The sequence below is a fragment of the Pseudomonas sp. GW822-FHT02D10 genome, assembly GCF_058802345.1.
Map to the genome: position 1 here is coordinate 82,241 of NZ_JBXAOB010000016.1, position 20,184 is coordinate 102,424.

Annotated in this window: 17 protein-coding genes and 1 riboswitch; of the genes, 7 read left to right on the forward strand and 10 right to left on the reverse strand. The window is 60.2% G+C overall.

All coding sequences use genetic code 11. The features are described 5' to 3' along the window. Positions 1-68: 68 nt before the first annotated feature. Together AC1RPZ_RS22240 and AC1RPZ_RS22245 are read right to left on the reverse strand one after the other, a co-directional pair. Positions 69-521: a DUF1249 domain-containing protein gene (locus tag AC1RPZ_RS22240; protein ID WP_493139441.1), complete on the reverse strand. Its 453-nt coding sequence runs from the start codon at positions 519-521 to the stop codon at positions 69-71. After that, positions 512-1,129 carry an NUDIX domain-containing protein gene (locus AC1RPZ_RS22245; RefSeq protein WP_493139443.1) on the reverse strand — a complete coding sequence of 206 codons (618 nt, stop codon included), beginning with the start codon at positions 1,127-1,129 and terminating at the stop codon, positions 512-514. The genes AC1RPZ_RS22240 and AC1RPZ_RS22245 overlap by 10 nt, the downstream gene beginning before the upstream one ends. Positions 1,130-1,352: 223 nt before the next feature. On the opposite strand from AC1RPZ_RS22245, the gene AC1RPZ_RS22250 reads away from it, so the two are divergent. Further along, positions 1,353-2,099: an RsiV family protein gene (locus AC1RPZ_RS22250; protein ID WP_493139444.1), complete on the forward strand. Its 747-nt coding sequence runs from the start codon at positions 1,353-1,355 to the stop codon at positions 2,097-2,099. Here the strand turns inward: AC1RPZ_RS22250 and cytX are convergent. Continuing rightward, the gene (gene cytX, locus AC1RPZ_RS22255; protein WP_493139446.1) at positions 2,068-3,360 is read right to left on the reverse strand and encodes a putative hydroxymethylpyrimidine transporter CytX; all 1,293 of its coding nucleotides are present in this window, start codon (positions 3,358-3,360) and stop codon (positions 2,068-2,070) included. The genes AC1RPZ_RS22250 and cytX overlap by 32 nt on opposite strands. A gap of 184 nt (positions 3,361-3,544) precedes the next feature. After that, complete coding sequence (gene thiC / locus AC1RPZ_RS22260; protein ID WP_493139448.1) at positions 3,545-5,434, reverse strand: phosphomethylpyrimidine synthase ThiC; 1,890 nt, start codon at positions 5,432-5,434, stop codon at positions 3,545-3,547. Positions 5,435-5,605: 171 nt separating this feature from the next. Beyond that, positions 5,606-5,711: riboswitch (TPP riboswitch) on the reverse strand. Between the two features lie 195 nt (positions 5,712-5,906). Here thiC and AC1RPZ_RS22265 point away from each other — a divergent pair. Then, positions 5,907-7,346 (forward strand): TolC family outer membrane protein, encoded by a 1,440-nt coding sequence (locus AC1RPZ_RS22265; RefSeq protein WP_493139450.1) that lies wholly within the window; start codon positions 5,907-5,909, stop codon positions 7,344-7,346. A gap of 100 nt (positions 7,347-7,446) precedes the next feature. On the opposite strand, the gene waaA is transcribed toward AC1RPZ_RS22265, so the two are convergent. Together waaA and AC1RPZ_RS22275 are read right to left on the reverse strand one after the other, a co-directional pair. Beyond that, positions 7,447-8,724 carry a lipid IV(A) 3-deoxy-D-manno-octulosonic acid transferase gene (gene waaA / locus AC1RPZ_RS22270; RefSeq protein ID WP_493139452.1) on the reverse strand — a complete coding sequence of 426 codons (1,278 nt, stop codon included), beginning with the start codon at positions 8,722-8,724 and terminating at the stop codon, positions 7,447-7,449. A 23-nt stretch (positions 8,725-8,747) separates the two neighbouring features. Next, positions 8,748-9,638, reverse strand: coding sequence for a LysR family transcriptional regulator (locus AC1RPZ_RS22275; RefSeq protein WP_493139454.1), 891 nt, complete (start codon positions 9,636-9,638; stop codon positions 8,748-8,750). A 104-nt stretch (positions 9,639-9,742) separates the two neighbouring features. Between AC1RPZ_RS22275 and AC1RPZ_RS22280 the strand changes: the two genes are divergently transcribed. The 4 genes from AC1RPZ_RS22280 to AC1RPZ_RS22295 all read left to right on the forward strand — a co-directional run bounded on the left by AC1RPZ_RS22280 (position 9,743) and on the right by AC1RPZ_RS22295 (position 13,220). Further along, entirely contained in the window at positions 9,743-10,075 is a 333-nt protein-coding gene (locus AC1RPZ_RS22280; protein ID WP_493139455.1) for a DMT family transporter, read from the forward strand. Positions 10,076-10,226: 151 nt separating this feature from the next. Further along, complete coding sequence (locus AC1RPZ_RS22285) at positions 10,227-11,402, forward strand: NAD(P)/FAD-dependent oxidoreductase (RefSeq protein ID WP_493139458.1); 1,176 nt, start codon at positions 10,227-10,229, stop codon at positions 11,400-11,402. After that, positions 11,399-12,211 carry an aldo/keto reductase gene (locus AC1RPZ_RS22290; protein ID WP_493139460.1) on the forward strand — a complete coding sequence of 271 codons (813 nt, stop codon included), beginning with the start codon at positions 11,399-11,401 and terminating at the stop codon, positions 12,209-12,211. Before AC1RPZ_RS22285 ends, AC1RPZ_RS22290 begins: the two co-directional genes overlap by 4 nt. 43 nt (positions 12,212-12,254) lie before the next feature. Further along, positions 12,255-13,220, forward strand: a complete 966-nt coding sequence (locus AC1RPZ_RS22295; RefSeq protein WP_493139462.1) for a metal ABC transporter ATPase — start codon at positions 12,255-12,257, stop codon at positions 13,218-13,220. Positions 13,221-13,315: 95 nt separating this feature from the next. Here AC1RPZ_RS22295 and hldE read toward each other — a convergent pair whose 3' ends face one another. The 4 genes from hldE to msbA all read right to left on the reverse strand — a co-directional run bounded on the left by hldE (position 13,316) and on the right by msbA (position 18,139). Further along, positions 13,316-14,737, reverse strand: a complete 1,422-nt coding sequence (gene hldE, locus AC1RPZ_RS22300; protein WP_493139464.1) for a bifunctional D-glycero-beta-D-manno-heptose-7-phosphate kinase/D-glycero-beta-D-manno-heptose 1-phosphate adenylyltransferase HldE — start codon at positions 14,735-14,737, stop codon at positions 13,316-13,318. Positions 14,738-14,840: 103 nt separating this feature from the next. After that, complete coding sequence (gene cysC / locus AC1RPZ_RS22305) at positions 14,841-15,452, reverse strand: adenylyl-sulfate kinase (protein WP_493139465.1); 612 nt, start codon at positions 15,450-15,452, stop codon at positions 14,841-14,843. Continuing rightward, the gene (locus AC1RPZ_RS22310) at positions 15,445-16,149 is read right to left on the reverse strand and encodes a sulfotransferase family 2 domain-containing protein (RefSeq protein ID WP_493139505.1); all 705 of its coding nucleotides are present in this window, start codon (positions 16,147-16,149) and stop codon (positions 15,445-15,447) included. Before AC1RPZ_RS22310 ends, cysC begins: the two co-directional genes overlap by 8 nt. Positions 16,150-16,333: 184 nt before the next feature. Continuing rightward, positions 16,334-18,139, reverse strand: coding sequence for a lipid A export permease/ATP-binding protein MsbA (gene msbA / locus AC1RPZ_RS22315; RefSeq protein ID WP_493139507.1), 1,806 nt, complete (start codon positions 18,137-18,139; stop codon positions 16,334-16,336). Between the two features lie 159 nt (positions 18,140-18,298). Here msbA and AC1RPZ_RS22320 point away from each other — a divergent pair, with 159 nt between their 5' ends. Beyond that, a complete protein-coding gene (locus AC1RPZ_RS22320) occupies positions 18,299-20,155 on the forward strand; it encodes an O-antigen ligase family protein (protein WP_493139466.1) in 1,857 nt (618 codons plus the stop codon). Positions 20,156-20,184 lie beyond the last annotated feature (29 nt).

The following is a 20,184-nucleotide window of genomic DNA, read 5'->3' on the forward strand; positions in this document are numbered from 1 at the left end:
CAATTATGCTGGGGGAAATTGAAAAGAGGAAACCGGTGAACCGGACGCAGTTCACAACTCACGCATCGCTAGCGCACAGCTTCGAACTCATGCCCACAGGCCAGGCAATGACTCAGCCATTCGCCGAGGAATACATTGAGCTGGGCTTTTTCGTCTGGCTGGTGCATCAACGCATTCGGGTAAGGATAGATGCCGCGAAAGCGCCGCGCATGTTCGGCGCTGATGACTTCGGCCATCCGCGCGTCATGGTAGACCTGAACTTCCAGCTGCGGCACCGGCAGCCACGGCAGGCTGTGCTCCTGGCGCACTCGCAGGGTCGTGGTGTACGGACACGCTTGCAGCACTTCCAGCATCAGCACGCCCAGCATCTGCTCGCCCTGGGTCATGGCAATGCGCCGGGCAGCCGGCTGGTTGCGCATCTCCGGCAACAGGCGCATCAGACGGGCGTAGTTGGCCTCGCACGAGCTTTGCAGCCCCACGAGGTCGACCCGATAACGATCGCGCTGTTTGTTTACAACCATAGCCCCCTCACTTCAACGCGGTTCAAAGCCAGCCATTGCAAGGCAATGATGCTTGCCGCATTGGAAATCCGTCCATCACGTACGGCTTGCAGGGCATCTTCGAAGTCCCAGACCGTCACGCGAATGTCTTCTGCCTCCTCCACCAGCCCATGCAGGCCGCCGGCCCCGTTACTGTCACACCGCCCCAGATACAAGTGCACATATTCGGTACTGCCACCGGGCGACGGAAAATAATTGAGCATCGGCCACAGAGCAGTGAATACAAGCCCAGCTTCCTCCTGCGCTTCGCGGTGAGCAACTTCTTCCGGTTGTTCATCCTTATCGATCAGACCGGCGACCAGTTCGATCAGCCACGGGTTATCGGTCTTGCCCATCGCACCGACGCGAAATTGCTCGATCAATACCACTTCGTCCCGCTGTGGATCGTAAGGCAATACACACACCGCATCATGCCGAACGAACAACTCGCGGCTGATCTCGCGACTCATGCCACCGGCAAACAGCTCATGGCGCAGTTGCACGCGATCAAGCTTGTAGAAACCCTTGTAGCAGTTCTCGCTGCGCACGACGTCTACGATGGTCGGGGTGGCATTGGCAAAATCAGTCATAACAATCCTCGTTTACTGTCAATCTGTCCGAGGCTCCCCCCAGTCTTCGCGCCATCCTAACGCGCCCGTACCCTTTGATGCAGCCCCTTTACAGTCAGCGGGATAGACGGCAAGGGGTGAAAACAACTCTAATTAGCTCTATTGAGCTTAGTGGCGAACCGACCGCACCGCTGGCAGTCGAAGCCGGTAACTTTTGCCTTTCACTGATTCATGAAGGACGCCCATGTCGCTGTTGAAAATCGCCTCCGTGGCCTGTATTGCCCTCACGCTCGGCGCTTGCCAAAGCCTGTTCCAACCCAGCTATCGGGCACAGGTGGTATCCACTCACGAGGCGTCCGAGCAGGTCAAACCGGGTTGCGACGGTCCTGACTGCCCAGTGGTAAATATCGACACGGTGCATTTTCCGACCGAACCGCAACTGGACCGGATCGTCGAACAACGCCTGCTGCAAATGACCCGCACCTCAGCGGGCGCGGCGCTACCCGCTTCCCTCAACGCCTACCGCGAACAGTTCCTGCATGAATCAGGCGAGCGCAACAGCAGCTACTTGCAAGCCAAGGTACGTGAGCAGCATGACGGACTGGTGATCATTGAAGTGTCCAGCTATCTGGACACGGGCACGGCCAATGACACGCCGGGGCGGGGTTTCATCAACTACTCGCGTCAGCTGCAAAAAGAGCTGAGCCTGAGCGACATGCTCTTGCCGGGGCAAGAAGGGGCGTTCTGGAAGACCGCACAAGTCGCGCACAATAGCTGGCTGATCAATTCGCAGATGGATCGGGACCCGGACTTCGTCAAAAGCTGGCCCTTCCAGAAAACCCCGAACGTGGCCTTGACCGGCGCCGGGGTGGTTCTCAAGTACAACGTCGCGACCATCGCGCCCTACTCGCTTGGCCTCATCGAGATGACCATCCCCTACGCCCGCCTCAAGGGTCAGATCAAGCCTGAGCTGGTGCCTGAGCGTAACTGAAGACCCGACCCAGCAGCAGTTGCAGCAGCCCTGCCAGCACCAGCGATGGCAGGGTTGCGCCGACCTCCGGATACAGATTCGCCAGCAAGTGATAGGTACTCACCCCGCCCAACCAGGCGAGCAACGCCGGCCAGCGCAATGCAGCTGATGCAACCTGGGCACTGCGCTTGCGCAGGATGAAGTGATCCACCAGCACCACGCCGAACAATGGCGCGAACACCGAGCCGATCAACAGCAGGAAGTTCTGGTACTGAGCCAACGGCGCCAGGCACGCGATCAAGGTGCAGATCACACCGATGACCAAGGCCAGGTGTTCGACGTTCATGCGCAACAGAATCCCGCTGGACACCGCCGCAGAGTGAATGTCGGCGAAAGCGTTTTCCGACTCATCAAGCAGAATCAACAACAGCGGAATGCCCAAACCGGCACCGGCCAGCGCCAACAGCAAGGCATTGACTTCACCACTCGGGGCAAACGCCAGGGTGTAGGCAACGCCCAGGCTCATCAGCCAGAAGTTACCGATGAAGAAGCCCAGCGCCGTGCCGCCGAATACGCTTTTCGCACGCTTGCCGAAACGTGAGTAGTCGGCAATCAGTGGCAGCCACGACAGCGGCATCGCGATGGCAATGTCAAAACCCACGGCGAACGGCATCGAACCGTCACCGGCCTGCGCCCACAGCGCGACCAGATCGGCTTTGGCGAAGAGGTTCCAGGTCAACCAGATGCACGCCGCCAACAGCAACCAGATGCCCCACTTGCGCAGGATCTGGCGGACGAACGTCAACGGACCGCTGACGGCGAGCAAGGTGGCCAGGGCGCCGAATACCAGGGTCCAGAGCAATGGATTGGCCACCAGACTACCGTCGCTGAATGCACGAGCGCCAAGCAGGCTGGCCGCGTCGCGCATGACGATGATTTCGAACGAGCCCCAACCAATCAACTGCAGCAGGTTCAGCAGTGCCGGCAGACTCGCGCCGCGAGTACCGAGGCTGAGTTTGAGTGCGGCCATGGCCGACAGACCGGTATCGCTGCCGATCACCCCGACACACGCCAGCAGCAAAACGCCGACCAGGGTGCCGAGGAAGATCGCCAGAAGCGAGCCGGACAGACCGAGACCTGGCGCGAGCAAGGCGCCGGTCTGCAAGACCATCAGGCCGATGCCGAGGGAGAACCACAGGGAGAACAGATCGCGGGCGCCGAAGACACGCTGGGCCAGAGGCACGGCGTGGTCGGGGGAATAGGTACTGGCTGGAATGCTCAAGGGTGTTATCTCGGAGGGATAAAGTGTGTCATTGAGATCATGGCCGTCTGGTCTGACGCCATCGTCGGATCGCCGCCCGGAGCAAGCTCGCTCCCACAGGGGACTTGTGAACGGCACAAATCAAATGTGGGAGCGAGCTTGCTCGCGATGGCGGCGGTGCAGGCACCGCCAACCTCAGGTCAGATCAAACCTTCTTGTACAGCTGACTGCCTTCCTGCTTGAAGCGCTCAGCCTGTTCAGCCAGACCTTGGGCAACTTCGGCATCGACGGTTTCGATCCGCTGGTTGGCCGCATATTCGCGGACTTCCTGGGTGATTTTCATCGAGCAGAATTTCGGCCCGCACATCGAGCAGAAATGCGCGACCTTGGCCGAGTCCTTTGGTAGCGTTTCATCGTGGTACGAACGCGCGGTGTCCGGATCCAGACCGAGGTTGAACTGATCTTCCCAGCGGAACTCGAAACGCGCCTTGCTCAAGGCGTTGTCGCGGATCTGCGCGCCCGGATGCCCCTTGGCCAAGTCCGCTGCGTGGGCGGCGATCTTGTAGGTGATGATCCCGGTCTTCACGTCATCCTTGTTCGGCAGGCCCAAGTGTTCCTTCGGCGTGACGTAGCACAGCATGGCGCAACCGAACCAGCCGATCATCGCCGCACCGATACCGGAGGTGATGTGGTCGTAACCCGGCGCGATGTCGGTGGTCAGTGGACCGAGGGTGTAGAACGGCGCCTCGTCGCAGCACTCGAGCTGCTTGTCCATGTTCTCTTTGATCAACTGCATTGGCACGTGGCCCGGGCCTTCGATCATGCACTGCACGTCGTGCTTCCAGGCGATCTTGGTCAGCTCGCCGAGGGTTTCCAGCTCACCGAATTGCGCTTCGTCGTTGGCGTCGGCAATCGAGCCCGGACGCAGGCCATCGCCCAGCGAGAAGCTGACGTCGTAGGCCTTCATGATTTCGCAGATGTCTTCGAAATGGGTGTAGAGGAAGTTCTCTTTGTGGTGCGCCAGGCACCACTTGGCCATGATCGAACCACCACGGGAAACGATACCGGTCACGCGTTTGGCGGTCAGCGGCACGTAGCGCAGCAACACACCGGCGTGGATGGTGAAGTAGTCGACGCCCTGCTCGGCCTGCTCGATCAGCGTGTCGCGGAACAGCTCCCAGGTCAGGTCTTCGGCGGCGCCGCCGACTTTTTCCAGCGCCTGATAGATTGGCACGGTACCGATCGGCACCGGCGAGTTGCGGATGATCCACTCGCGGGTTTCGTGAATGTGCTTGCCGGTGGACAGGTCCATGACCGTGTCCGAACCCCAGCGAATGCCCCAGGTCAGTTTCGCCACTTCTTCTTCGATGGACGAACCCAGTGCGCTGTTGCCGATGTTGCCGTTGATCTTCACCAGGAAGTTACGGCCGATGATCATCGGTTCCAGTTCGGTGTGGTTGATGTTCGCTGGAATGATCGCGCGACCACGAGCGATCTCGTCACGGACGAATTCCGGGGTGATGATTTTCGGCACGCTGGCGCCGAAGCTGTGGCCAGCGTGCTGCTGATCCAGCAGGCCTGCGGCACGGGCCACTTCGAGCTTCATGTTTTCGCGGATGGCGACGTATTCCATCTCGGCGGTGATGATGCCTTTGCGGGCGTAGTGCATCTGGCTGACGTTGGCGCCCGGCTTGGCGCGGCGCGGGTTGTTCACGTGAGCGAAACGCAGCTTGGTCAGCTCCGGGTCGGCGAGGCGCTCCTGGCCGAAGTTCGAGCTCAGACCGGCCAGACGCTCGGTGTCGCCACGGGCTTCGATCCACGGCGAACGCACGTCACCCAGGCCTTTGCGCACATCGATAATCACGTTGGGATCGGTGTACGGACCCGAGGTGTCGTAGACCACGACCGGCGCGTTGATTTCGCCGCCGAAGTCGGTTGGCGTCACGTCCAGGCTGATTTCACGCATCGGCACGAGGATGTCGGGGCGCGTGCCCTGAACATAGATTTTTTGCGAGCGGGTAAAAGGCTGAACCGATTGTTGATCGACCTTGGCCGAGTCACTCAGATTGATCGCATTTTTTGATTTTGTAGTCATCACGGGCTCTCCAGACTTCATCCAGGCAGTGGAATTTTGTCGGAGCGAACCTGTAACGAATGGACGCAGCCCACCAGTGAAAACTCCAACTGGATGAGTGCTGTGCTGAGTGCACGAGAGCTGTTCGATTGTCGAACAACATCCCGGACGAAGCACAAGAGGACTCGCCGGGTGACGAGAAATCTTGTTCCCTACGCAGGCATAAACCTGATCAGGTTCAACGGGATCCGAAATGATTCGATCTCAGCCTCATAGCAAGGCACCCCGACAAGAACCCGGCCAGTCTAGACACAACCGGCAAAGAACGCCAACACCGGTGCAAACAGCGTGATGAATGGCGTAATTGCAGGATTGTTGCCGCAGGTTGGCGCTACTACACTCGCTACGCCATGCTGTGCCTTGACGCTGCCGAGCCTGCGCCGTAGCCTTGGCGCTCAAATTATCGACGTAATAAAAACTTAGGGATCGCCTCATGCTGCGCAAACTCTCACTGGCCCTCGCCGTGTCTTGTGCGTCCAATGGAATGGCCTGGGCAGCAGAAGCGCCCTTATCGACCAATACCGATCTGGTCAGCGTCTACCAGGAGGCGGTAGACAACAACGCCGACCTGGCTGCCGCCCGCGCCCAATATGGCGCGCAAAAGGAAGTCGTGCCCCAGGCTCGCGCCGGCCTGCTGCCGAACCTCTCGGGTGGCGCTCAAGTCGCCGATGTACGGACGAAAATCGACCAGCCGTCGGCCATTGCCAATCGCAGTGCCCACTTCTATCAAGCGACGCTGGCCCAGCCGTTGTTCCGCGCCGATCGCTGGTTCCAGTTTCAGGCGGCCAAGGATGTCAACGAGCAAGCGGCGCTGCAGCTCTCGGCGACCGAGCAGAACCTGATCCTGCAAAGCGCCGAAACCTACTTCAACGTGCTGCGCAGCCAGGACAACCTGGCCTCGACCAAGGCCGAGGAAGCCGCGTTCAAACGCCAGCTCGACCAGTCCAATGAGCGTTTCGATGTGGGCCTCTCGGACAAGACCGACGTGCTGCAATCGCAAGCCAGTTACGACACCGCGCGCGCCAACCGGATTCTCGCCCAGCGCCAGGTGGATGATGCGTTCGAAGCGCTGATCACCCTGACCAACCGTCAGTACAACTCGATCCAGGGCATCGTCCACACCTTGCCGGTCCTGCCGCCAGCGCCGAACGACGCCAAGGCCTGGGTCGACACTGCCGCCAGGCAGAACCTCAACCTGTTGGCCAGCAACTACGCAGTCAGCGCCGCCGAAGAGACACTCAAGCAGCGCAAGGCCGGTCACGCACCGACCCTTGACGCCGTGGCGCAGTACAAGACCGGTGACAACGATGCGCTGGGCTTCAGCAACCCAAGTGCCTTTCCCCAACCTTACGGGGGCACCGTCTCGCAAAGCACGGTCGGCCTGCAATTGAACATTCCGATCTACAGCGGCGGGCTGACCAGCTCCCAGGTTCGCGAGTCGTACTCGCGCCTGGATCAAAGCGAACAACAACGCGAAGCGCTACGTCGGCAAGTGGTGGAAAACACCCGCAACCTGCACCGTGCGGTGAACAGCGATGTCGAGCAGGTGCAGGCTCGCCGCCAGTCGATCATCTCGAACCAGAGCGCGGTGGAAGCCACGGAAATCGGTTATCAGGTGGGCACGCGCAATATCGTCGACGTGCTCGATGCCCAGCGTCAGCTGTACACCTCGGTGCGCAACTACAACAACAGCCGCTACGACTACATCCTCGACAACCTGCGTTTGAAGCAGGCGGCCGGCACCCTGAGCCCGGGCGACTTGCAGGACCTGAAGCATTACCTCAAGGCCGACTACAACCCGGACAAGGACTTCCTGCCACCGGACCTGGCCAAGGCAGCAGCGGAACAGCTGAAGGCTAATCCGGTTCAATAAAAAGCAAAAGATCGCAGCCTGCGGCAGCTCCTACGCGGAATTTGTGTTCCTCCGTAGGAGCTGCCGCAGGCTGCGATCTTTTTATGTCATACACCACGATCTAACGGTTGATCAACCGCCCCAACCCATCCAGCAAACGCTGCAAAGCGCCCTGATTGGCGCGCATCACGTTCAGCCCCGCCTCTGCCATCCGTTGCGCATCGCGTGGCAACTCGAACAGTCGCTGCACCGCCAGCGCCAGCCCTTGGGCGTCATCCACTTCCTGCAACGCCTTGGCACTGCGCATCAGCGTGGCGATCTCAAGGAAGTTGAACAGGTGCGGCCCGCTCAGCACCGGTTTGGCCAGCGCCGCCGGCTCCAGCAGGTTATGCCCGCCATTCGGCACCAGGCTGCCGCCGACAAACGCGCTGTCGGCCAAGGCATAAAGAAACAGCAACTCACCCATGGTGTCGCCGAGCAGCACCGAAGTGCTGGTGCTGACCGCTTCGCCGGTCGAACGGCGGATCGTGTTGAAACCCTGCTGCTGGCAGAGTTCAAACACCGGATTGAAGCGTTCGGGGTGACGCGGCACTAGAATCAGCAGCGCATCCGGGTGGCTGGCGAGCAATTGCCGATGGGCCGCCAGCACCACTTCGTCTTCACCTTCATGGGTGCTCGCGGCGATCCACACCGGACGCTCGACCGCCTGCCATTGCTGACGCAACTCAGCGGCACGCTGCAGCAGCTGCGGGTCGATGCGCAAGTCGAACTTGATCGAGCCGGTCACTTCAACCGTTTCCGCACGCGCGCCCAATTGCCGAAAGCGCTCGGCCTCGGCTTCGGTCTGCACCGCGAACAGGCTCATCTCGGCGAGCATCGGCTGCGTCAGTTTGCCGAAACGGCCGTAGCCTTTGGCCGAGCGCTCCGAGAGCCGAGCATTGGCCAGCGCCACCGGAATCCCCCGTTTGGCGCACTGATGAATGTGGTTGGGCCACAACTCGGTCTCCATGATCACCGCCAGTTTCGGCTGAACCCTGTCGAGAAACCGCGCCGCCGCACACGGCAGATCGTAAGGCAGGTAGCAGTGCTGGATGCGCGGCTCATGGGCGAACATCGCGTGAATCCGCTCGGAGCCGGTCGGGGTCATGCAGGTCACGGTGATCGGCAGCTGTGGATAACGTTCGAGCAAGGCGCGAATCATCGGCGCCGCAGCGATGCTCTCGCCGACCGACACCGCGTGTACCCAGATGCCGCCGGGCTTCATCACCGGCAAGCCGATGGAGAAGCGCTCGCCAATACGCCTGGCGTACGCTGGCGCCTTGCGCGAGCGCAACCACAGCCGAATCGCTACCAGTGGCAGCCCCAGGTAAAACAGCACGGTATAGAGAGTTCTATTCATGGCGGCGGAGTTTATCGGCTTTTTTAGCCGATCGCCTGCAAGTGCACGGCAAAACGCTCCGCCAACCAACGCGCCGCCGGCCCCAATGGCTCATCACGGCGCCAGACCAGTTCCACCACCAAGGCAGGCGGGGTCCACTCGCTGACCAGTTCGACCATCTGCCCGTGATACGCCGGGTACTGCACCACATGTCGCGGCAACCAGCCCCAACCCAGGCCACGCATCAGCCACTCGGCAAGAACGTAGAAACTGTCGGCGCGCCAGACTTGCGGGCTGGCTTGCTCGCTGCCGGGGTAGACGCTGGAATGCGTGGCCATCAGCAGTTGTCGATGTTGCGCCATCTGCTGGCAATTGACCTGCCCTTCTACCGCCAGCGGATGCCCTACTCCGCACACCGTGACCATCTCGACACTGCCCAGCACCCGACGCTCCAGGGCTTCGGGGATCTGCTCGTGATAAAACAGCAAGCCCAGATCGGCCTGGCGCTCCAGCAGTTTGCGCGCCACATCGCCCTGAGCGGCGCTGGCCAGTTGCACTTCCAGGCTGGGAAATTGCTCAGCCAATGCTTCAAGGCTGTCGAGCACCGGCTGATAAGGCATGGCCTCATCTTGCGCCAGACGCAGCCGCGCTTCCTGCCCACGCACCAACGCCAGCGCTCGGCCGTTGAGACGCTCGCACTGACGTAAAACTTCCCGCGCTTCTTCAAGTAACGCGCTGCCGGCTTCGGTCAAGCGCGGCTGGCGACCGCTGCTACGATCAAACAGGTTCACGCCAAGGTCGGCTTCAAGCAGCGCAATTGAACTACTGACCGCCGACTGTGCCTTACGTTGGTCCCGCGCGACAGCCGAAAACGAACGCTGCTCGGCAACACTGACGAACAAACGCATCTGCTCCAGACTCCATTGCACACTCATGGCTAAACCCATCTTCAAATCAGATAGGTAATGACTTTACCCCATCTCCAAAGTCTCTAGAATGCCGACTTTATCAAGTAGGTCCAAAACACGAGGAACGCCCCATGAACGCTTACTACTACCTGGCTATCGCCATCTGCGCCGAGGTGATCGCCACCGTATCGATGAAAGCGGTCAAGGGCCTGAGCACGCCGATCCCGCTGCTGTTGATCACTGTCGGCTACGGCATCGCCTTCTGGATGCTCACCCTGGTGGTGCGCACCATCCCGGTCGGCGTCACCTACGCCGTGTGGGCCGGCATGGGCATCGTGATGGTCAGCATCGCCGCATTGTTTATCTACGGCCAGAAACTCGACATCCCGGCCATGCTCGGCATGGGGTTGATCGTATTGGGCGTGGCGGTCATCCAGCTGTTCTCGAAAACCGCAGGACATTAAAAAGAAAAGATCGCAGCCTTCGGCAGCTCCTACAGGTGGATACGGTCTGCTTCTGTAGGAGCTGCCGAAGGCTGCGATCTTTTTCGCGCCACGGCTGCGCCCCATGAATCTGTATACTGCGCCTCTACTCTTGAACTCTAGAGGTCGCTGCATGCCATCCGTTATTTCCACCGACGTGCTGATTGTCGGCGCTGGTGTCGCCGGCCTCTGGCTGAACGCACGCCTGCGCCGCCAGGGGTTTTCGACCGTGCTGGTGGAAAGTGCCAGCCTCGGTGGCGGGCAGAGTGTGAAGTCCCAGGGGATCATCCACGGCGGCGCCAAGTATGCGCTGCACGGTGCGTTGACCGGAGCCTCGGAAGCCATTGCCGACATGCCGCGACGCTGGCGTGAAGCGTTGGCCGGCGACGGTGAGCTGGACCTGTCCGGTGTGCGCCTGCTCTCCGAAGCCCACTATCTGTGGTCCCCCGGCACCCTCGCCGGCAACCTCACCAGTTTCTTCGCCAGCAAAGCGGTGCGTGGCCGGGTCGATCAGGTCAAGGGCGAGCAACTGCCACCCGCCCTGCAAGACAAACGCTTCAAGGGCAAGGTTTATCGCCTGGCTGAGCTGGTGGTCGACGTGCCAAGCCTGATCGCACGCCTGGCCGAGCTGGCCGGCGATGGCCTGCTGGCCGGTCAGAAGATTGAGCCACTACTGGAAAACGGCGAGCTGGTCGGCCTGCGGGTCGACGAACGCGAAATCCGTGCACAGCGCATCGTCCTCAGCGCCGGCGCCGGCAATGCCGACTTGCTCAGCACCCTTGGCCTGAGCCAGCCGGCCATGCAAAGTCGACCGCTGCACATGATCATGGTCAAAGGCCCGAGCCTCAAACCGCTGTACGCTCACTGCCTGGGCGGCGGGCCAAAGCCGCGCATCACGGTCACCACCCACCCGGCCGCCGATGGTCAATGGGTCTGGTACCTGGGTGGTGATATCGCCGAAACCGAAGGCGTGGCTCGCGAACCCGCCGCGCAAATCGCCGCCGCACAGAAAGAGCTCGGCAACCTGTTGCCGTGGGTCGACCTCAGTCAGGCGCAATGGGCGACCTTGCGGGTCGAGCGCGCCGAGCCACTGCAATCGGGCCTGAGCCGCCCGGACAACGCCTTCCTCGCCGAGCAGGACCGTCTGCTGGTGGGCTGGCCGACCAAACTGGCGCTGGCACCGGACTTCTCTGACCGAGTGCTTGCATCGCTGCAACGCGACGGTATCCAGCCAAGCCACCCGGCCCCGTTGCCGACGCTGCCAAAACCACCGATGGGCGTGCCTGCCTGGGAGCAACTGCTGCCATGAGCCAAGCCACCCTGCACGACCTGCATCGCCCGCTGGGCAGCACAGGCCTGGTGGTTTCGCCGCTGGGCCTGGGCACGGTGAAACTCGGCCGCGACCAAGGGGTGAAGTACCCCAACGGTTTTCAGATCCCGGACGATGACGAAGCGCGCAGGCTGCTCAAGCTGACCCGCGACCTGGGCATCAACCTGATCGACACCGCGCCTGCCTATGGCCGCAGCGAAGAACGCCTCGGCCCATTGCTGCGCGGGCAGCGTCAGGATTGGGTGATTGTCAGCAAGGTCGGTGAAGAATTCGCCGATGGCCTGTCGCACCACGACTTCAGCGCTGCACACACGCGTTTTTCCGTCGAACGTAGCCTGCAACGTCTGGAAACCGACTTTATCGATCTGGTGCTGGTGCATTCGGATGGCAACGATCTGGCGATCCTCAACGAGTGCGAGGTCTACCAGACCCTCGCCGAGCTCAAGCGCGAAGGCAAGATTCGCGGCTTCGGGTTTTCCGGCAAAACCGTTGCTGGCGGTTTAAAGGCTCTGGAACAAGGCGATTGCGCCATGGTCACCTACAATCTCAACGAGCAGGCCGAGCGGCCGGTCATCGACTACGCTGCTGCGCACGGCAAAGCGATCCTGGTGAAGAAGGCTCTGGCCAGTGGTCACGTCTGCCTCAGTCCCGGTGTGGACCCGGTACGCGCCAGCTTCGAGTTGTTGTTCGCGCAACCCGGTGTCGCCAGTGCTATTGTCGGGACCATTAATCCGCTGCACCTCGCCCATAACGTGGCGACCGTTGCTCAAGTCCTAGGTAGTCGTTGAACAGCCGCCACAGCGGCCGACCCCGACGCAAGAAGGAGCCGACATGCCGCGAACGCTCATAAGAAAGAACCCCAACAACTTCAAGACCCTGCCGTTATACGTCGAAGCGACTCCCGAAGGCCTGAGTTATCAGAGTGTCGGCAGGCCGCTGAATTTCTCCCAGACCCTGCAACGTCGGCGCCCGGTCACGGTGGCCAATCCAGAGCACTTCTCGCTGGAACTGGCCAACCTCGGTGTCTCGGTACGCCTGACCCTGCACTGGCAAAATCGCGATTACTGGGTGCTGGTCCGCCAGCGCCGTCAGGACCGTGGCGACGTGGTGCTCAAACTGATCTCGGGTTATGTCCCGGCCCATGAACTGAACCTGCCGTTGCACACGGCGATTCAGGAAATCGCCGAAGAATGCCTGCTGGAAACCCCTGAAGGCTGGCTCGGCGGACGCTTCAATGACACCTGGCTGCCCGCGCCCTACGCCACTGCACTGCATTATCGCGAAGCCCTGCCGTTTCGCCTGACACCGCTGTCTGGCGCTGCACGTCCGGTGCGTTGCGCCACTATGCAGCTGATCGAGCGCCCACGGGCTTACGTGCATTTGCCCACGGCTTCGTTGCAGTTGATCTACGATTTGCGCCTGGACGTGCCCAAGGAAGCCAAATCCCTGAGCCTGTTCCATGTCGATGAACGTCTTGAAGGTGATCAGCTCGTCGCGCGACTGGATCGCAAGCGCCCCGACCTGTACCTGATGCCGCTTGAGGATGGCCAGCCGTTGCCCGAGCTCTACACCCTGAAAAAAGATCAGCTCTACCCGGCAAGCACGCGCGGACTGTATCTGGCAGAAAGTTTTGCCCAGCAGGAAGGCTGGCTGGTGCGTGACGAGCGGATTCGCTGGAAGGACTGGCTCAGGCAGCAGGGTTTGAGCCAACCGGGCAAGGCATCGGGTTTCAGTCGATTGACCGGAAAGGCCAAACAGATACTGCGCAAGATGGTCCCGGCCAAGGCCCGCAGCTAAACGCAAAAGATCGCAGCCTGCGGCAGCTCCTACCCATTACCTCTGTAGGAGCTGCCGCAGGCTGCGATCTTTTGATCTTGGGCGTAGCGACTTACTCAGGTCTTGCGGATCTTCTCAACGATGGCGGTGGTCGAGCTGTTTTCCACCAGCCCCAGTACTTTCACTGTTCCGCCATAAGCGCTCACGATGTCGGCGCCGACCACTTGGTCGATCCCGTAATCGCCGCCCTTGACCAACACGTCCGGCTTGACCTGTGTCAGGAGGTTTTCCGGAGTGCCTTCAGCGAAGCTGATCACCCAGTCCACCGCGCCCAGACCTGCCAGCACCGCCATGCGCCGGTCAACGCTGTTGATCGGCCGTCCAGGACCTTTCAAGCGGCTCACCGATGCATCGTCATTGACTGCAACAATCAAACGATCGCCCTGCGCCCGTGCCTGCTCGAGGTAGGTCACGTGGCCCGCATGGAGGATGTCGAAGCAGCCGTTGGTGAAGACGATTTTTTCTTTGTGCGCACGCGCGTCGTCGACTGCCAGCAGCAGTTGTTCCAGTCCCAGAACACCCCGTTCGGAACCTTCTTCACGCTGAATCGCGCGACGCAGCTCGGGAGCGCTGATCGCCGCCGTACCCAGCTTGCCGACCACGATGCCGGCGGCCAGGTTGGCCAAGGCCACCGCGTGCGGCAGTTCTTCGCCAGCAGCGATCGCCGCCGCCAGTGTAGAGATTACCGTGTCACCAGCACCGGTCACGTCGAACACTTCACGGGCCCGTGCGGGCAAGTGCAGCGCCGGATGATCAGGACGCAGCAAGGTCATGCCGTGCTCACCACGGGTTACCAGCAAGGCGCCAAGATCAAGGTCGTGCATCAACTGCGCGCCCTTGCTCACCAGGTCGTGCTCATCGGCGCAACCGCCAACGATGGTTTCAAACTCGCTGAGGTTCGGGGTGATCAGGCTGGCACCGCGGTAAATCGAGAAATCCTTGCCTTTGGGATCCGCCAGCACCGGAATGCCACGGGCACGTGCGGCCTGGATCAGCACCTGGTGATTCTTCAACGCACCTTTGCCGTAGTCAGACAACACCAGCACCTTGATGCCGTCGAGCAGACCGTCGACTTCAGCACCGAGCGCCAGCGCGTCTGTGGCAAACGGTTCTTCGAAGTCGATACGCAGCAATTGCTGGTGACGACTCATGACCCGCAGTTTGACGATGGTCGGCTGATGCGCGATGCGTTGAAACAACGCACGCACACCGGCGCCTTTAAGGCTATTGGTCAGGCTGTCGGCGGCCTCGTCATCACCGGTCACACCGACCAGGGACGCCGGCGCGCCGAGCGCGGCAATGTTCAAGGCAACGTTGGCAGCACCGCCCGGGCGGTCTTCGATTTGCTCGACCTTGACCACCGGCACCGGTGCCTCAGGAGAAATCCGTGAGGTACCACCATGCCAGTAACGGTCGAGCATGACATCGCCGACCACCAAGACAGGGGCTTGATCGAATCGCGGCATGGACAACTTCATGGAGCAACCCACATACAAAATGAACAGGGGCGGGATATTAGCACAGGGTGGACGCTGGCTAGTCCGACAGCTTCACCGGGTGTATATCACGCCTCTATATTGTTCATTTTTTAAGCAACACAGCCAGAACATGCTGCACCGCATCGGCCAGTTCGACCTCGTCGGTATTGATTTCACAGTCAGCCTGCTGCGGCGCTTCGTAAGGGCTGTCGAGACCGGTGAAGTCCTTGATTCGACCCAGCAGCGCAGCTTGATACAAACCCTTGGGATCGCGCCGGGCACAGATATCGAACGGCGTGCTGACATACACCTCAAGAAACTCGTCCGCACGAAACAAGGCTCTGGCCGAGGCTCGATCGGCCTGAAACGGCGAGATTGCCGAGACAATCACAATCAGCCCCGCGTCGACCATCAACCGGGCCACCTCGGCAATACGTCGGATGTTTTCCTTGCGCGCCGCAGCCCCCATGCCCAGGTCATTACACAAACCGTTACGCAGGTTGTCACCATCGAGCACAAAAGTGTGACGCCCCTGCTCATTGAGCTGCACCTCCAGCGCATTGGCCAAGGTCGACTTCCCTGCGCCGGACAGCCCTGTCAGCCAGACACAGCACGGCTGCTGATTCTTGAGCGCAGCCCGAGCAGTTATCGACAGCGACAATGCGTAGGGGCGGATCTGTGGAGGTTGTTCGCAGATAAACGACAATTTACTCATAGCCGAGCATCTCATAGTCACGTTGGTAGACCCGTCGCACCAACCGGCGAGTGCGTACCGAGCAAAAGTCACGGGCGGGTGCCGAATGGCGATGCTGAGAGCCATTCAGATGGGGTAATGACGAGCCCCCCCCTAAATGCTCGCAAAGCAGTTGAAAGTCACGCTCCAGGTGTTCCTGATACCCCACGAAATCCATAGCCATATACCCCATGGAGTCAACCAGGAAGTCGGTCTGGGGAGCGAAATGCAGCTGTTTCTGGACGTTCTCTGGATGCAGCCAGCGGCCGATGAAGTCATCGAAGTCACGGTAATGACGAACCAGCGCCTGGGCCTGTCGGTCGCGCGCCCCCAGTTCGTTGCCACGCAGGAAAGCGTAGGCCGAGTAGGCCCGCTCCAAAGGGTCACGAACGAAGGTGAATTTGAAGCTGCGGGAAAACTGCTCGGGAAATTGCTGTTCGTACCAGTACAGCGGCAAATGTCCAGGCATCCAGCCGTCGAATAGCGCGGAGCAAACGCTGCTCCCGGCACACTTGGGGATGTGAATGAACACGCAGGAGCGCTGCTGGAAAGCCTGAGGGAAGCGCACATTGGCCGACATCGCCTTGTTCACGACTTGCCGATCCCTGACCGACAAACGCCCCAGCAGGAACGCCCGTTGCTGTTTGGGTAACAACTTCCATAAAAAGCGCTGCAACATTCCGGTACCCACGCGAGGCGGATAGCCACCCCGAAGCCAATGATTCATGCTCGAACCGTAGCAGGCGAAATACGGAAATTTATTTAGACATAGTCAAGTATGTAAAGACCTGGACACAAACACTCTGAGCGCGTTGCACGCCGAGGCGGTTTCAGGGTGAGCATGGCTCACCCTGATGTGGGTATCAGACGATACCTTGCGGTGCGGGCGTATCGAGGCCCATTGCATTCAATCGAGCGTAATAGCCATTCTTCGCCAGGAGTTCGGAATGGGTACCGCGCTCGACAATCTGGCCCTGATCCATGACCAGGATCAGATCGGCCTTCTCGATGGTCGACAAACGGTGGGCTATCACCAGCGTCGTACGGCCCTTCATTACCTGATCCAGGGCGGCCTGAATATGCCGCTCGGATTCGGTATCAAGGGCCGACGTCGCTTCGTCGAGAATCAACAGCGGGGCGTTTTTCAACAGCGCCCGGGCAATCGCAAGGCGTTGACGCTGGCCGCCGGACAACAGCACACCATTCTCGCCAACCTGGGTGTCCAGGCCTTGAGGCAACTGCGCAATGAAGTCCATGGCATAGGCATCCTTCGCTGCTTTCTCGACATCTTCACGGGGAGCGCCAGCGAGGTCTCCATAGGCAATGTTGTTGGTCACCGTGTCACTGAACAAGGTGACATGTTGCGTCACTTGAGCGATGTGCCGACGCAGGTTCAGCAGTTTGTACTCCTCGACTTCAGTCCCATCGAGAAGAATCTCGCCCTTATCGTGGTGGTAGAAACGCGGAATCAGATTGGCCAGGGTCGACTTGCCACTCCCTGAACGACCCACCAGGGCAACCATTTGCCCGGGCTCGACAGAAAAGCTGATGTCATCGAGCACCTGACGGTCGGTACCCGGGTAGGTGAAGCTGAGGTGACGCACCTCGAGTCGCCCCGTGACGGAGTCACGCTCGATACTGCCTTTGTCGACTTCCGGCTCCACATCCAATTGTTCGAAAATGCTCTCGGCACCGGCAACGCCCTTCTGGATCGTCGAACTGACTTCCGAAAGCTGCCGGATCGGCTTAGGTAGCAAGCCGGCAAGGGTGATGTACGCCACCATGTCCCCCGCCGACGCATCGCCGCGCAGGGCCAACACCAGGAACATCAGCACCGCCATGGCGGTGTAGATCACCAACTGCAGCATTGGCGTGTAGACGGCGCTGGTGCGGGTCATGCGCAGTTGCTTGTCGGTGTTGGTCTGGCTCGCGCGCTTGAAACGGTCGCGCTCGTAGATTTCACCGCCGAAACTGCGGACCACGCGATAACCCTGGATGGTCTCGGAGGCCACATGGGTCACGTCGCCCATCGCCACCTGGATCTTCTTGCTCTGCTTGCGGAACTTGGAGCTGGCGCGACTCACCATGAACGCAATCAGCGGCAGGATGGCGACCATCACCAGCGTCAGGCGCCAGTTCATGATCAACAGGGAGATAAACAGGAAGACAACCGTCATGCCCTCCCGGAACACGACCTTGATCGCATCTGTCGCCGCCCCCGTGACCATGGTCACGTTGAATGTGATACGTGAAATCAGGTGCCCGGAGTTGTGCTGATCGAAGTAACGATTCGGCAGCACCAGCAAGTTGTTGAACAGCTGAACTCGCAAATCATGAACCAGGCCCAGCGAGACCTTGGCCAGGAAGAAGTTGCCCAGAAATGAACCGGCGCCCTGCCACGCGGCGATCAAAATGATCAGCAAGGGGACCGCCTGCATCAATTGCAGATCGCGCAGATAGGGTATCGAGGGGAACAGCGCGGCCTCGGGATTGGACAGGCCATCGACGAAATACTTGAGCACGTAGCCAAGCATCGGTTGAGTCGACGCGAAAACCAGGAAGCCGACAATACTCAGCGCGAACAGGCCGATGTAAGGCCGCACATAACCGAGGAGTCGGAAGTAGATTTTCAAGCTCGAAGGGCTTGCGGAGAGACTGGAGTCGGTCATATCACGCGAAGTTTTCAAAAAAAGGATGCTGACTTTATCACAGCTTCTTCCGGTCTCAGCCGGGATCGTTCGAACCGGTGGCCCGATGGCAATATTCCGCAGGACCAGGGTAAACAGATACGCTAGTATTATTGACCCTTAATCGGAATACAGATCAGCATGCCATTCAGCAGGATCAACAACAACGCGACCCGGGTTTTCGATTTCGTCTGTCTGTGGGTGCTGCCGCTCGGTTTTTTTCTTTTGCTTTGCGGGCTGTTTTTCCTGCCTTCGCGCGGTGTCCATCAAAAGCTGTTTTACGGCCTCGTGAGCACCCCCGCCCTGATCGCCCTGTGCATACGCCCCGGCGAACTGAAGATCGTCCTGCGAGAGCCGCTGGTTCAGGTATTCCTGCTTTATTCCGGCTGGGCGCTGCTGTCGCTGAACTGGAGCCCTACGCCAGCCAGCCTCTTTAGCCTGGCAAAACCACCGCTGTATATTTTCATGCTCTTTGCTGGCGCCAGCCTCCTGCTGCGCTACCGCGCCGAAAGCTTCAAGCCTGTCCTGCTGGTCGCGGCCCTGATTGCGTTGGCTGCCAGCGTGGTCAATCTTTATATTTTTCTGTCGCACTATACGCCGGGCGATCGGATGATCGGCGGGGGCGCCTTTGACAACCCTCTGCTCAGCTCCCACCTGTTCGGCTTTTTCTGCACCTATTGGTTTTTTCTGGGCATGACCGTGCGCAATCCGAAGCTGCTGTTCGGCATTGTCCCAGCCTTTCTGGTCATGTTCGCGGCCGCCCTGGCAACCAGCTCCAGAACACCTCTGGTTGCCATCGCCATGGCAGGCCTCTGGCTGGCATTCATTTGCTGGAACCGTCGTTCATTGTTGCTGCTGGCCATCATGGGCGTCATTGCTGCAAGCGTGCTGGCCGCTTTACCGGACATGCTCCTGGCACGCGGCGACTCCTACCGCTTCGAAATCTGGAAACAGGCGCTGCATCTGATTGCTGATGCGCCCTGGACTGGTCATGGCTATGACGCGACGCTGAGCATCGATCCGGGGGTTGGGTACGCCTTCAGCGAACCCCATAGCTTTACCCTGGGCGTACTCTTCTATGTCGGCATTATCGGGTTCCTGCCCTGGCTGGCCATGCAGCTTCTAGGGCTCTTCAACTGCTGGCGCCAACGCTCGCAACCGCTGTTCATCCTGGCGTCGACCTTGATGGTATTCGGTATAGGGGCCAGTCTGGCGGAGGGTGGCGACATCCTGTACACCCCCAGGGAACATTGGTTTCTGCTGTGGATTCCGCTGGCACTGATGGCCGGGCTGAGCATTGCCCGGCGCACGAATCGTCTGTCGAGACTTTCGATTCGCAGTCTCGCTGTCGACGACGCTCAACGCATGACAGCCAACGCATCGGTGGTCGAAGAGGACGGCCTTGGGCCCAAAGTCCTCAAACTCGAGGATGGCAGTTTCCTGAAGCTGTTCCGTGCCCGCAGTTGGTATACCTATGGCAGCTTCTACCCCTATTCCGAGCGCTTCGCCGAAAACAGCCAACGCCTGGCCCGTGCAGGCCTGAGCACCCCGCCAATCCTTGAGCTGTACCGCATGCCCAATGGCAGTAGCGCCGTGCGCTACCAGCCCCTGTCAGGCCGAACCCTGCGCCAGGTGCTGCAAGCCATGCCCAGCGTGGCCATGCGCCAGGCACTGGTGCAACGTTTTGGGCGCTTTCTGGCAGAACTGCACGAACGCGGGGTCTATTTCCGCTCATTGCACCTTGGCAACGTTCTTTTGCTGGACGACGGCGAGTTCGGCCTGATTGATCTGGCCGACTTGCGCCTCCTGCCCTCGCCCCTGAGTCTGGAGCTACGTCGACGCAACCTGTGCCATATGCAGCGTTACATGGAAGACCGGCGCTGGCTGTTCGACGCGCATTTTACCGATCTGCTTCAGGGCTACGCCATCCTGGCACCGGACAACGCAGTCAAATGCGTGCACAAGCAAGTGCATTCCCTTGGCTTGGCGAGCGGATAGAACCGGTGGTGCCTCCTGGCTACTGCCGG